Genomic DNA, 13026 nt, shown 5'->3' on the forward strand with positions numbered 1-13026 from the left:
TGGACTAACCGCCGTGCCCCCGTGCCGAAGCGGGGTGCCCGCATGCCGAAGCGGGGTGCCCGCGACCGCAGGCACCCCGCCGGACGTCACGGCGTCAGCTCTGTCCTCAGAGCTCCGACGCCGCCTTCTCTATGTCTCCCGCGAAGGTCGACACCTCGGTGTAGACACCGGGGTACTTCGGCTGCGCGCAGCCGTTGCCCCAGCTGACGATGCCGACCTGGACGTACTCGCCCGCCTCGTCCTTGCGGAACATGGGGCCGCCGGAGTCACCCTGACAGGTGTCCGTGCCGCCCACATTGAGCTTGCCGGCGCAGAGCTCCTCGCCGGGTGTGAGGTCGGCGCCGTACGCGGCCTCGCAGTCGGCGTCGCTGACGAACGGCACCTTCGCCTTGAGGAGGTACCGCTGCTGGTCGCCGCCTTCCTTGTCGGCGCCCCAGCCGGCGATGTCGAACTCGCCCTCGTTGTATTTGGTGTCCTTGGCGATCTTCAGCGTGGGCTGGTCGATCGGCTTCTCGAGCTTGATGAGCGCCCAGTCCTTGCCCTTGCCGTTGTAGCCGGGGGCCTGGAGGACCTTGGTGGACTTCACCTTGACCGCGTCGGGGCTCTCCAGGTCCACGACGCCGGCGGTGGCGGTGATGCCGGTGTTGTCGCCGGAACCGTCCACGCAGTGGGCGGCGGTCAGCACGATGTCCTTGGCGTACAGCGCGCCGCCGCAGCCCATCGAGAGACGGACCATGAACGGGAACTCGCCCTGCTCGGCGGGGGTGCCGCCGACGACGCGCTCACCCGGCCGGGGGCCCGGGTCGGGAGCCGCCTGAGCGGCCAGGGGCTGAAGGCTGACGGCGGCCAGAGCGATCGCGCCGAGGGTGGCGGCTCTCTTCACTCCACGCAGCTTGGTCTTCAACTGACACTCCTTCGTGGGGGGGTTCGTGGGGGGATGTGGGGGGATTCACGCATGGCTGGCATGAGCCCGCCAAAGCGTTGTCCCGGATTATGGAGATCGGTGTCCGCTCAGGACAAGGGGCGGTTTCCGGCCACGGCGTGTCTCACGGACCGCCTCCGGGGCGCCGATCCCCGTACAGTGGGCGGGAGTTGAGGGGTCCGGTGGGTGGCGTCAGGAGGTGTGGACGTGACGGTCGGCGGCGGTCCAGTCGTGCACGGCTACCCCCACTTGGAGACCGTGCGCGCCGCCATCACCGCGCTCTACAAACGCCTCTCGTACGACACCGTGCGCGCCTTCGAGACCAGCGTCGCCCCCGCCGACGTGGCCTTCGGCGACGAGGAAGACCTGTACCTCGGCGTGCAGCGGGTGGCCCGCGAGATGGTGCGCCACCTGCGCCTCCCCGACGCGCGGGTGATCGTCAGCTTCCGCGGGATGGAGCACGCCGCGTACGTCGAACTCGCCGCGGGCCCCGAGTACTTCATCGAGCTGAACGACCGCTTCCGCACCCATCGCAAGGACATCGGCGCGGCCCTCGCCCACGAGGTCATGCACGTGTATCTGCACCGGCTCGACCTGTCGTTCCCAGGCACCCGCGACAACGAGATCCTGACCGACACCGCCACCGCCTACCTCGGCGCGGGCTGGCTGCTGCTCGACGCCTACCGCGAGGACGGCGCCTCCTCGCAGAAGCTCGGCTACCTCACACCGGAGGAATTCGGATACGTCCTGGCCAAGCGGGCGTTGGCGTTCGGTGAGGCTCCGGAGACGTGGTTCACCAGCGCGCAGGCGTACACGGCGTACACGAAGGGGCTCGCGCAGGCCCGCCGGGACGAGCAGCAGCCGCCGCTGACGGCCGCGGGGTGGGCGGGGCGGCGCCGGTACGCGAAGGACCGGCGGTACGCGCAGGACCACCGGGGCGCGGCCGAGGCGGGTGGGACGGGCGGGGCCTACTCGTTCTCCCTGGCCGCCGGGACGCTTCGGGTGACGTTCCCGTGCCCCACCTGCCACCAGCGGATCCGGGTGCCGGCGCGGGGGCGCGTGCGGGTGCGGTGCACGCTGTGCGGGACGGTGTCGGAGTGCGATACGTAGCGGACCGCGGCCGCCGTCCGGTCAGGCCTGCGACCAGTGCCCGGGGCGGTTCAGGGAGTCCGGCAGCTTGGTGCGGTCGTCGCCCCTGGCGGCGTTCACCTGCGACTGGGTGAGGAAGAGCGCGCCGGTCAGGTCGGCGCCGCGCAGGTCCGCGTCGCGGAAGTCGGCGCCGATCAGGTCGGCCGCCCGCAGGTCCGCGTCGCGCAGGTCGGCGCCGATGAGGTACGAGCCGCGCAGGTCGGCGCCCTTGAGGTCGGCGCCCCTGAGCCGCGCCCCGATGAGGTCGGCTCCGCGGCGGTCCTTCTTCGCGCCGCCCTTGCCCCGCTTACCGCCCTTGCTCTTCCCCTTGCCGCTCTCCTGGCCGAGGTGCTCGGCGCGGACGAGTTCGCTGGTGCGCAGCAGAAGCAGGTTGACCTGCTGGCGGTGGGCCGCCACGTCGGTCCCGGCCACGGCGTCCGGGCCGCCCAGGGCCAGCCGCTCCGTCTCGGCGAGGGCGCGCTCCAGGTCGGCGGCGATCGGCCGGGTCTGCGGGAAGGACAGCGCCTCCGTCAGGTACCAGAGCAGCTCGTGGAGCTGCCGCATCACCGGGAAGACCGCGAACATCCGACGCGCGGTGGCCGGATCCCGACGCCAGTCGCGGCCCTCGAAGGTGCCCTGGGAGACGCGCTGCCCCGCGCCGAAGCAGTCGTACACCGTGCAGCCCCGGTAGCCCTTGTCCCGGAGGTCGCGGTGGATGCCGCAGCGGAAGTCCTCCTGGAGGTTGGTGCACGGCTTCCCCGCGTCCTTGTTCACGGGGAAGTCCGAGGACGCGGAGAAGGTGAGCGCCACACAGCACAGCCCGAAACAACTGCCGCAGTCGGCGCGCAGCGCGGCGCGGTCGTCTTCGAGCAGAGGCAGAGCGACGGGGTCGCGCTCCGAGGACATCGAGCGGGCTCCTTGGGCCGGGGTGGTGCTGACGGCACTGACGGTGCTGGTGGTACGAGTCTCCGGGTGGCGTCACGCCGCGGAGCGGCGGCCCCCCTGCTCTCCACCACTGGGGCGGCTGCGACGGGCCCGGCCCCCGGCGGCGGCGCCACCGGCGCCGGACCCGCTCCTGGCCTGACCGCCCTGGCCGCCCTGGCCGCCCTGCCCCTGGCGGGGCGCGCGCCGCTGCCCCTGTCCGCCGCCCTGCGCCTGCGCGCCGGTGCCCGCACCGGAGGCGCCGCGCGGACGGCGGCGCCGCTGCGAGGGCGTCTTGGGCTGCTGCTGCTGCGGCTGCGGCGTCTCGATGACGACCGGCACACCCGACGGCTCCCGCGCACCGGTGATCCGCGTCAGCTCCTCGTCGGAGGACGAGACGCGCGCCGTGTTCGGGCGGATCTCCGCGTCGGTCATGAGGCGCGTCATGTCGCGCTTCTCGTCGGGGAGGACGAGGGTGACGACGCTGCCGGACTCGCCCGCACGCGCGGTGCGGCCGCCGCGGTGGAGGTAGTCCTTGTGGTCGGCGGGCGGGTCGATGTTCACGACGAGGTCGAGGTCGTCGACGTGGATGCCGCGGGCCGCGACGTTCGTCGCGATCAACGCGGTGACCTGGCCGTTCTTGAACTGGTCGAGCGTCCGGTTGCGCTGCGGCTGGGAACGGCCGCCGTGCAGTCCGGAGGCGCGCACGCCGTTGGCGAGCAGCCGCTTGGTGAAGCGGTCCACGGCCCGCTTGGTGTCCAGGAACATGATCACGCGGCCCTCGCGGGCGGCGATGCGCATGGCCACGGCCTTCTTGTCCGTCTCGTCGGCGACGTACAGGACGTGGTGCTCCATCGTCGTCACGGCGCCCGCCGACGGGTCGACGGAGTGCACGACGGGGTCCGTGAGGAACATGCGTACGAGCCGGTCGATGTTCTTGTCGAGCGTCGCCGAGAAGAGCATCGTCTGGCCGCCCTGCGCGACCTGCTTGAGCAGCGCCGTGACCTGCGGCATGAAGCCCATGTCGGCCATCTGGTCGGCCTCGTCGAGGACCGTCGTGCGCACCTGCGACAGGTCGCAGTCGCCGCGCTCGATCAGGTCCTTGAGGCGGCCGGGGGTGGCCACGAGGACCTCGGCGCCGCGGCGCAGCGTGCCGGACTGGCGGCTGATGGACATGCCGCCGACGACCGTGGCCATGCGGAGGTTGACCGACGTCGCGTACGGCGTGAGGGCGTCCGTCACCTGCTGGGCCAGCTCGCGGGTGGGGACCAGGACCATGGCGAGCGGCGACTTCGACTCGGCGCGCCGGCCGGCCGTGCGGGCCAGCAGGGCGAGGCCGAAGGCGAGGGTCTTGCCGGAGCCGGTGCGTCCGCGGCCGAGGATGTCGCGCCCGGCGAGGGAGTTGGGGAGGGTGGCCGCCTGGATCGGGAAGGGCTCCGTGACGCCCTGGGCGGCCAGCGTCTTCAGGAGGGCCTCGGGCATGTCGAGGTCGCCGAAGCTCTCGACGGCCGGCAGCGCGGGCGTGATGCTCTCGGGCAGCGCGAACTCGCCGCCCTGGACGGGCCTCGGCTTACGGCTCCCGGGCTTCTTCGCGGCGTGCGAGGAATGCGCGGAGCCCTTCGCCTGGCCGTTCGGCCTGCCCTTTCCTGCTGCGTTGGTGGGACGCTTACGGGCGGGGCGTGCCGGGCGTTCGGGGCGGTTCATTCAGTGGTGCCTTCCTGGTCGCTGGACTTCCGGACCTCTGAGCCGGTGCGGCTCTGGGCCCGGTCGGGCCCGATGACAGCGCAAGCCGAGGCCCGCACCTTCCGGTGCGGGCCTCGGCTGTGAGGTTCGCGCGCTGCGACGATCAGGCAGGAACGATGTTCTCGGCCTGCAGGCCCTTCTGGCCCTGGGTCACCTCGAAGGAGACCTTCTGGCCCTCGAGGAGCTCACGGAAGCCAGAGGACGCGATGTTCGAGTAGTGGGCGAAGACGTCGGGGCCGCCGCCGTCCTGCTCGATGAAGCCGAAGCCCTTTTCCGAGTTGAACCACTTAACGGTGCCGGTTGCCATGTCAATCTCCTCAACAGGGGCAGTGAATGGGGAGCCGCGGTATTGCGATTCTCCAGCGCTGCAATGACCCCCATCCGGAGAGAACCGGAAAAAAACAATTGTGCGCCCTCGGAGCATTCCCGTCAGGCGCACACAAAGTTCATGGGTACCAAAACTGCAACACATAACTTTAACACGCCCGTGGGACCCGTTGTTCCCGGCCCCGTGAGACGTACGTCGCGCATGCCCCTTCCCCCTTGGAGGGCCCCTCGCTACCTTCTGCCGAACAATCGCTTGGTTGGGCCGAAGAGCGACCGGCACCCTGCCGGTGGGAAGGCGGACCGATGCGCATCTCTCGTACCCGTACCGCGACCGGACTGGCGATCTCCGCTCTCGCCCTGGGCACGCTGCCCGCGTGGGCGGCCCCCGCCGAACCGGTCGCGCCCACGGCGCCCGCGGCCGCCACCGCACCCCGTCACGTCTCCGACACCGTCCGTCACATCCCGCTCCAGGGCGCGGTCAACGTACGGGACGTCGGCGGATACCGGACCTACGACGGGGAGCGGGTCCGGCACGGCCGGGTCTTCCGTGCCGACGCTCTCAGCGACCTCACCGACGCCGACCTCGGCAGGGTCGCCGGACTCGGCCTGAAGAAGGTCATCGACTTCCGGGTGCCCGCCGAAGTGCGGTACGACGGCCCCGACCGGCTGCCCGCCGGGCTCTCCCCCACCGCCAGGCCGATCACCGACAACGGCCTGTTCACCCAGCTCATCACCGCGATCGGCTCCAGGGACCCGGCCCGGCAGGAGGAGATGCTGGGCAACGGAAAGGCGGCCGCGTTCATGCGCGGCGTCTACCGCACCTTCGTCACCGACTCCGCCAACCGCGCCCAGTTCGCGGCGACCCTGCGCGACATCGCCGGCAGCCGCTCGCCGCTGCTCTACCACTGCACCGCGGGCAAGGACCGCACCGGCTGGACGACGTACCTCCTGCTGCGCCTGGTCGGCGTGCCCGAGCGGACCGCCGTCGGCGACTACCTGGCCTCCAACACCTACCGGGCCGAGCACGACGCGACCCTCCGCGAGCAGCTAAAACAGGGGGGCCTGATGCAGAACCCGGACCTGATCATCCCGCTCCAGGAGGTCCGCACCGACTACCTCGACACGGCGCTCGACGAGGCCACCCAGCAGTACGGCGGCTTCCAGGGCTATCTGACCAAGGGGCTCGGCCTGGACGCACGCACGATCCTTCAGCTGCGCGACCGCATGGTCGGCTAGCCGCCCGCAGGGGCGACGATCCCCCCGGCCCGCGCCGCCGCGAGCCACGCGGGGAACTCCCCCACGAGCCGGTCGTAGAGCTCGTCGTCCGGCACGGCCAAGGGGTCCTCGCCCGCGTGGAAGAAGCCCGCGTTGTCGACCGGGCGCTTGGCGGGCACGGCCAGTTCGTCGAGCTTGCGCAGGTAGTCGAACTGTTTGCTCGCCGGGTCGCCGAAGCCGATGAACTGCCAGAACAAGGGAAGCTTCGCCGCCTTGCACAGGTAGCGCTCGGCGGCGAGCTTGTTGATCGGACCGCCGTCGGTCTGGAAGACGACGAGCGCGGGCGCCGTCGAACCGTCCGCGGCGCTCTCGGCCCCGTCGGCCCTGTCTACGTAGTGGTCGATGACGGCGTCCATCGCCAGGTGGTAACTGGTCTTGCCCATGTGCCCGAGCCCGGCGACGATCTCGTCGACCCGCCCGCGGTGGTTGTCCAGCGCGATGTCCGTCACCGCGTCGACGTCGGTCGAGAAGAAGACGGTGGGCACCACCCCGTCGTCGTCCAGGTGCGCGGAGAGGCCGAGGACGCGGTCGGCGAGCGCCTGGACGCTGCCGTCCTTGTAGTAGGGCCGCATGGAACCGGAGTAGTCCACGACCAGGTAGACGGCGGCCCGCACCCCGTCCAGGCCGTGTCTGCGCAGGGCGCCCCCGGCGCTCTTGTACAGGCTGACCAGGGCCGGCGCCGAGTCCTCCACCTTGCGCAAATCGATCGCGGATCCCATGTCCCGCCTGCCTTCCACCTTGCACATATGACTGCTAGACACATGCCGATTCGGCACGTACCGACGTACGGAGGATGGCATGAACCACGGCCTGGACGGCAGGGTCGTCCTCATCACCGGGGCGGGGCGCGGGCAGGGCGCCGCCGAGGCACGGCTCTTCGCGGCGGCCGGGGCGCGGGTCGTGGTCACGGACGTGCGGGAGGAGGAGGGCCGGGAGGTCGCCCGTTCGCTGGGGGGCCAGGGGTTGTTCGTACGTCATGACGTGAGCGACGCGGAGAGCTGGGCGGCGGCCGTGGCGGGCGCTCTCGGTGCCTTCGGGCGGCTCGACGTCCTGGTGAACAACGCGGCGCTGTGGCGGACGGCGTCCGTGGAGGACGAGACGTACGAGAATTTCGAGGCCCTGCTGCGGGTGAATCTGCTGGGGCCCTTCCTGGGCATCCAGGCGGTGCTGCCCGCGCTGAAGGAGGCGGGCGGCGGCTCGGTCGTGAACGTGTCGTCGACGGCGGGGCTGGTCGGCATCCCGGGGCACGCGGCGTACGGGTCGACGAAGTTCGGGCTGCGGGGGCTGACCCGCTCGGCGGCGCTGGATCTGGCGAAGTACCGGGTGCGGGTCAACTCCGTGCATCCGGGGGCTGTCGACACCCCGATGATCTCCGCGGCCTCCGCCGGGCGGGACTGGTCGCATCTGCCGCTGGGCAGGATGGGCCGCCCGGAGGAGGTCGGCGAGCTGGTGCTGTTCCTGGCGTCGGACGCGTCGTCGTACGTCACGGGAGCGGAGTTCACCGTGGACGGCGGCTCGACGACGGGGTGAGCGCGGGGGGGCGCCCGAGGGATCAGTGGTGGTCGGAGAGGTAGACCGAGCGCAGCTTGAGGCGGTCCGTGGCGGGCTTCCCGTGCGGCTTCAGGGCCCAGGAGCCGCCGGTGCAGTTGGGGTCGGTGAACACCCGCGCCCAGGCGTCGGTGTCGTTGTGCGCGGCGAACGCGGGCTCGGAGTCCTTCGGGTCGGCGACCTCCGGGAGCGTGACGCAGGCGGGGCTGTGCGGGTCGTGGAGGGAGACCGACCGGGTCATGCCGTCGGGGCCCACGTACTTGTAGTGGAACTCGCCGGTGGCGGCGCTCGCGGAGGCCGGCAGGGCGACGACGAGGGTGAACGCGCCGAAGGCGGCGGCGAGGGTGTGACGAAGGCGCATGTGGTCCTGTTTCCGTGCGGCGCGCCGGGCAGGGATGTCCGGCGGCTGGGGGGGGCTGGCGGACCCGTCCGGGAGTCGACGGGCCCGGCTGCGCCCTGCCCTGCCGGATCCCCGCGCATGCGCGGGCTCACTCGCGCGGGGCTGCCGCATCGATTCTTCACCCGCCGTGTGGGCGTATCCCGTCGGGTCTAGCGCTCCGCCTGCTCCTGGAACGCCGGCAGCGCGAAGATCCGCGTCTTCGCCCCGTCGTCCATCAACTCGACGAGCGGCATGACCAGTTCCCACAGGTCCCGCTTGTCGACCTCGCGGGCGAGGGCGTCCAGGTCGGGCTCGGGCAGTGCTCCCGCGGTGTCGGCGACGGTCTTGCGGGACTCGGCGGGCAGCGCGTCGACGAGCGGCAGGAACTCCGCCCACAGGCCGGTGGCGACGACCGCGCGCACGACGGCGGCGAGCACGTCCGGGCCGCGCAGGGACGGCAGTTCGGCGACCGCGCGGCGCTCCGCCTCGCCCAGCAGCGCGACCAGGGGCAGCAGGGACTCCCACAGGTCCTGTTCCGCCACCGTCGCGACCAGCGTGTCGAGCCGGTCAGGCGGCTGTCCGGCGGCGAGGGAGGCGATGCGGCCCCGCTGCTCGCCGGTCACCATGCCGGCGACGGCCAGCGCCTCGGGCCAGAGTCCTCCGGCGGACGCCGAGCCGATGACCGACGCGAGCCGGTCCGCGCCCATCAGGTCGACGATGTGACCGAGCCGTTCGGGCTCGTCGATCGCGAAGCCCGTCCTGAGGACGGCGGCGTCGTCCACCTGCGGCAGGATGCGGCGCAGCGCGGAGTCGGAGAGGTGGCCGACGAAGCGGCCCATCGTGAGGTGGTCGCCGCGCTCGGCGAGGGCGACCGCGATGCGTACGACGAGGTCTTCGCCGAGCCGGTCGACGATGCCCTTGATCCGGCGCGGGTCCAGGTGCGCGCAGGACTCGGCGGTGAAGGAGACCGGGAGTTTCTCGATGATGTCGGCGGCGCGCGCGGGTTCGAGGCGTCCGGCGACGGCGGCGGCCAGGCGCGGGCCGAGCGCCTTCTGGGAGATGGCGGCGGCGACTCCGGTGGGCACGAGCCGGGTCGCGGCGGCGATCCGGTCGAGCATGTCGGGTGCCCGGTCGAAGAGGGCGGCGACGGTCTGGGCGCGGAAGCGGCGTACGTCGTCGACGGGCAGGTCCCGGAGGAAGGTGAGCGTGTCGGGACCGACGTCGAGCAGGTGGGCGATCTTGTGGGTCTCGGCCCTGCCGCGGAGCTTGTCCATGCTGACTCCTCGCTCGGGCCGGCTAGCGGAAGAGGATGCGGCGGACGGGGCCGCGGGCCAGGGCGGGCACGAGTTTCAGCGCGTCCTCGGCGGCCTCGTTCAGTCCCGCGGCGCGGCTCTCGCGCTGTCGCTCCAGCGCGTCGGCGAGCTCGGCCAGCTGTTCGGGCCGCAACCGGCCGAAGGATTCCGGTGGTTCGTCGCGCAGCTCGGTGGCGAGCCGGTCGCGTTGCTGCCGTGCCTCGGTGCTCACTTCGCCTCCCGGGGAGGGCGTGCCGGCTGGGTACGGGACCCGAGAGTGGCGCCGTTTTGACTTTTAGTCAATAGCGGCGCCACTCTCGTGAGGAACGCGAGGAAGCGGTCCTCAGCCCTTGACCGCGCCGGCCGCCAGACCCGAGCCGAGCTTGCGGTGCACGATCACGAAGAAGATCATCACCGGCACGGTGACCAGCGTGGAGCTGGCCATGACCGGGCCCCAGGCCGTGGAGTTCTCACCGAAGAACTGGTAGATGCCCACGGCGGCCGTGTACTTGTCGCTGCCCTTCATGAAGGTGTACGCGAAGACGAACTCGTTCCACGCCGTGATGAAGGCGAAGATCGAGGTGGCGACGAGCCCCGGCGCGACCAGCGGGAGCAGCACCGACCAGAACATCCGCGGCCAGGACGCCCCGTCGATGTACGCGGCCTCCTCGACCTCCTTGGGGACGGTGGCGACGAAGCCGCGCAGCGTCCAGATGGCGAAGGGCAGCGAGAGCGCGATGTAGACGATGCTCAGGCCGAGCAGCGAGTTGAGCATCTCGTAGTCCCGCATCTGGATGAAGAGCGGGATGACGAGGGCCTCCAGCGGCACCATCTGCACGATCAGGATCATGATCAGCACGGAGGTGCGGAAGCGGAACTTGAACCGTGCCACCGCGATGGCCGCGAAGAGCGAGAGCAGCGCGGCCGCGACGATCGTGGCGAGGCCGACGAGCGCCGAGTTCAGCAGGTACGTACCGAAGTTGCCCTTGTCGAAGACGAACTCGAAGTGTTCGAGGCTGATGCCGCTCGGCAGCACGTCCGAGCCGCGCAGGGCGGCCTTCGGGTCGAGCGCCGTGGAGATCATCCAGTAGACGGGGAAGAGCGTGAAGAGGAGGAGCCCGACGACCGCGGCCGGCAGGCCGATGCGCGAGGCGAGCGTGGTGCGGCGGGTTGTCACAGTTCCTCGTCCCCCTGCCGGAACAGCGTGCGGATGTAGACGACGGTGATGGCGAGGAGCAGCACGGTGAGCAGGACCGCGGCCGCCGCGCCCATGCCGTAGTCGTTCTTGGCGAAGGCCTGGATGTAGGAGAAGACGCCGAGGTTGTAGACGTCCTCGTTGGAGCCGTCGCCGCCGGGTTGCAGATAGACCTGGGTGAAGACCTTGAAGTCCCAGATCGTGGAGAGGATGGTCACCACGAGGAAGACGGGCTTGATGGTCGGCACGGTGATGTTCCAGAACCGCTGCCAGGCGTTGGCGCCGTCCAGCTCCCCCGCTTCGTAGAGCTCCTTGGGGATCGTCAGGAGTCCCGCGAGGACGGTGATGGCGACGAACGGGAAGCCGTGGTGGATGACGTTGAGCGTGGCGATCGCGTAGAACGGGCCGCGCTCCGTGAACCAGTTGGTGGTCTCCGGGTCGATCAGGCCGACCGATCCGGCGATCTGGCTGACCATGCCGTCCTGCGGCTGGAAGAGCCAGATCCAGACGTACGTGCCCGTCACCGCGGGCATGGCCCAGGCGGCGAGGATCGCGATCGAGCAGATCATCCGCCAGGTGGCGCCGAGGCGGTTGAGCAGCAGCGCCACGAGGGTGCCGAGCGCGACGGTGAGGCCGACGCAGGCGAAGGCGAAGAAGACGGTGTTGGGCAGGACCGTCTTCCACAGCAGGCTGCTGGTGAGCAGGTCGGTGTAGTGGTCGAAGCCGGTGAACGTCCCCGTGCCGCCGCCGAACTTGACCTCGTAGTCCTGCAGCGAGAGCTTGCCGACCTGGATCAGCGGCCAGAGCAGCAGTCCGGTGAGGACCACGAGGGAGGGCGCGAGGAGGAGCCACGGCCGGGTGAGGGTGATCAGTTTCTTGCGACGGAGGGCCGCCTCGGCGGCGCCGTCCGGCTGCCGGGGGGCGCGACGGGCCGGGGTCTTCGGCCCGTCGCTGACGAGCGTGTCTTTCACGGTAAGTCCTTCACAGTGCCGAACTCGCCTCTGCCTACCCGTCCTTGCCTACTCGTCCTTGGCGAAGATCGCGTCCATGTCCTTGGCGGCCTTGTCCGCCGCTTCCTTGACGGACGCCTTGCCGGTGAGGATCGACTGGACCATGCCGGGGATGACCTTGGAGGCCTGGATCTCGCCGTACGCCTGGGTCTTGGGGACGGTCGCGCCGGCCTCCAGCATCTGCTTGGCGAACGGCTCGACCAGCGGGTCCTTCTTCGCCTCGATCTTCTTCAGCTCGGAGTTCTGGCCGGGGAAGTAGTTGGTCTGCTCGGCCCACTTGGCGGCGAACTCGCCGGTGGTCAGCATCTTCACGAACTCCCAGGCGAGGGCCTGCTTGTCGGTCTTGAACGTGGAGAGGTAGGAGCCGCCGAGGAAGGACTTGCTCATGCCGCCGTTCTGGCCGGGGATCGGGACCGCGGCGAGCTTGCCCTTCAGGTCCGGGTTGTTGTCGACGATGGCCTTCGGGGTCCAGTTGCCGCCGATGGCCATGGCGACCTCACCCTTGTTCCAGGCGTCGCCGACCTCCTTCTCGGTCCAGGTGTTGACCTTGGCCGGGGAGACCTTGTCCTTGGTGGCGAGGCCGGTGTAGAACTCGATGCCCTTGATGGCCTCGGGCGAGTTGATGCCGGACTTCCACTTGCCGCCGGACTCGGTGGCGAGCTCACCGCCGGCGCCCCAGACGAAGGGGGCCGCGAACATCTCCGCGCCGCCCGCCACCGGGAAGGAGACGAGCTTCGGCTCCTTCTCCTTGAGCGTCTTGGCGGTCTCCTGGAGCTCCTTCCACGTGGTCGGGGCCTTCAGGTCGTGCTTCTCGAAGATGTCCTTGCGGTAGACGATCGAGCGGACGCCCGCGTACCAGGGCATGCCGTACTGCTTGCCGTCGAGCGTGCCGGCGTCCTTGAGGCCCTCGACGAGGTCGTCGCCCAGGCCCGACTTCTTCACCTCGTCGGTGACGTCGATGAGCGCGTCGGTCTTGGCGAACTGCGGCACCCAGGTGGTGCCGACCTCGGCGACATCGGGCACCTGGTCCTCGCCGCCCTCGATGGCGGTCGTGAACTTCTTCTGGGCGGTGGCCCACTGCTGGTACTCGACCTTGATCTTGGCGCCGGTCTTCTTCTCGAAGGCGTCCCCGGCCTCCTTGAAGAACGGCCGCGCGTCGGGGTTGGTCCCCTCCATGATCCACACGGTGAGGGTCTTGCCCTTGCCGTCGGTGGCGCTGCCGCCCTCGTCGCCGTCATCGCCGCCGCATGCCGTGGCGGTCAGTCCGAGACTCATGGCGATACAAC

14 protein-coding genes are annotated in these 13026 nt (G+C 70.6%); 3 read left to right on the forward strand and 11 right to left on the reverse strand.

The features are described 5' to 3' along the window. Window positions 1-106: 106 nt before the first annotated feature. On the reverse strand, window positions 107-904 hold the full coding sequence (locus ACI2L3_RS18935) for a S1 family peptidase (RefSeq protein ID WP_404753484.1): 798 nt from the start codon (window positions 902-904) through the stop codon (window positions 107-109). 204 nt (window positions 905-1108) lie between these two features. Here ACI2L3_RS18935 and ACI2L3_RS18940 point away from each other — a divergent pair, with 204 nt between their 5' ends. Next, a complete protein-coding gene (locus ACI2L3_RS18940; RefSeq protein WP_404753485.1) occupies window positions 1109-2032 on the forward strand; it encodes a hypothetical protein in 924 nt (307 codons plus the stop codon). 21 nt (window positions 2033-2053) lie between these two features. On the opposite strand, the gene ACI2L3_RS18945 is transcribed toward ACI2L3_RS18940, so the two are convergent. From ACI2L3_RS18945 to ACI2L3_RS18955, 3 genes are all read right to left on the reverse strand, one after another. Continuing rightward, window positions 2054-2956, reverse strand: a complete 903-nt coding sequence (locus ACI2L3_RS18945; protein WP_404753486.1) for a pentapeptide repeat-containing protein — start codon at window positions 2954-2956, stop codon at window positions 2054-2056. A 72-nt stretch (window positions 2957-3028) separates the two neighbouring features. After that, a complete protein-coding gene (locus ACI2L3_RS18950) occupies window positions 3029-4675 on the reverse strand; it encodes a DEAD/DEAH box helicase (protein WP_404753487.1) in 1647 nt (548 codons plus the stop codon). A gap of 142 nt (window positions 4676-4817) precedes the next feature. After that, the gene (locus tag ACI2L3_RS18955; protein ID WP_030362889.1) at window positions 4818-5021 is read right to left on the reverse strand and encodes a cold-shock protein; all 204 of its coding nucleotides are present in this window, start codon (window positions 5019-5021) and stop codon (window positions 4818-4820) included. A 323-nt stretch (window positions 5022-5344) separates the two neighbouring features. Between ACI2L3_RS18955 and ACI2L3_RS18960 the strand changes: the two genes are divergently transcribed. Then, the gene (locus ACI2L3_RS18960; RefSeq protein WP_404753488.1) at window positions 5345-6277 is read left to right on the forward strand and encodes a tyrosine-protein phosphatase; all 933 of its coding nucleotides are present in this window, start codon (window positions 5345-5347) and stop codon (window positions 6275-6277) included. Here ACI2L3_RS18960 and ACI2L3_RS18965 read toward each other — a convergent pair. Next, window positions 6274-7035: a VWA domain-containing protein gene (locus ACI2L3_RS18965; protein WP_404753489.1), complete on the reverse strand. Its 762-nt coding sequence runs from the start codon at window positions 7033-7035 to the stop codon at window positions 6274-6276. The genes ACI2L3_RS18960 and ACI2L3_RS18965 overlap by 4 nt on opposite strands. A gap of 79 nt (window positions 7036-7114) precedes the next feature. On the opposite strand from ACI2L3_RS18965, the gene ACI2L3_RS18970 reads away from it, so the two are divergent. Next, entirely contained in the window at window positions 7115-7846 is a 732-nt protein-coding gene (locus ACI2L3_RS18970) for an SDR family NAD(P)-dependent oxidoreductase (protein ID WP_404753490.1), read from the forward strand. Window positions 7847-7868: 22 nt separating this feature from the next. Here the strand turns inward: ACI2L3_RS18970 and ACI2L3_RS18975 are convergent, their stop codons facing one another. The 6 genes from ACI2L3_RS18975 to ACI2L3_RS19000 all read right to left on the reverse strand — a co-directional run bounded on the left by ACI2L3_RS18975 (window position 7869) and on the right by ACI2L3_RS19000 (window position 13015). Continuing rightward, on the reverse strand, window positions 7869-8225 hold the full coding sequence (locus tag ACI2L3_RS18975) for a hypothetical protein (RefSeq protein WP_404753491.1): 357 nt from the start codon (window positions 8223-8225) through the stop codon (window positions 7869-7871). A 188-nt stretch (window positions 8226-8413) separates the two neighbouring features. Beyond that, window positions 8414-9517, reverse strand: coding sequence for a hypothetical protein (locus tag ACI2L3_RS18980; RefSeq protein WP_404753492.1), 1104 nt, complete (start codon window positions 9515-9517; stop codon window positions 8414-8416). Between the two features lie 22 nt (window positions 9518-9539). After that, the gene (locus ACI2L3_RS18985) at window positions 9540-9767 is read right to left on the reverse strand and encodes a hypothetical protein (protein WP_404753493.1); all 228 of its coding nucleotides are present in this window, start codon (window positions 9765-9767) and stop codon (window positions 9540-9542) included. 111 nt (window positions 9768-9878) lie between these two features. Beyond that, window positions 9879-10712 (reverse strand): carbohydrate ABC transporter permease, encoded by an 834-nt coding sequence (locus tag ACI2L3_RS18990; protein WP_404753494.1) that lies wholly within the window; start codon window positions 10710-10712, stop codon window positions 9879-9881. Continuing rightward, window positions 10709-11701 (reverse strand): carbohydrate ABC transporter permease, encoded by a 993-nt coding sequence (locus ACI2L3_RS18995; protein WP_404753495.1) that lies wholly within the window; start codon window positions 11699-11701, stop codon window positions 10709-10711. Before ACI2L3_RS18995 ends, ACI2L3_RS18990 begins: the two co-directional genes overlap by 4 nt. A gap of 48 nt (window positions 11702-11749) precedes the next feature. Further along, window positions 11750-13015: a sugar ABC transporter substrate-binding protein gene (locus tag ACI2L3_RS19000; protein WP_404753496.1), complete on the reverse strand. Its 1266-nt coding sequence runs from the start codon at window positions 13013-13015 to the stop codon at window positions 11750-11752. Between the last annotated feature and the right edge of the window lie 11 nt (window positions 13016-13026).

This window comes from Streptomyces sp. NPDC029674, from assembly GCF_044903205.1.
Lineage (GTDB): Bacteria > Actinomycetota > Actinomycetes > Streptomycetales > Streptomycetaceae > Streptomyces.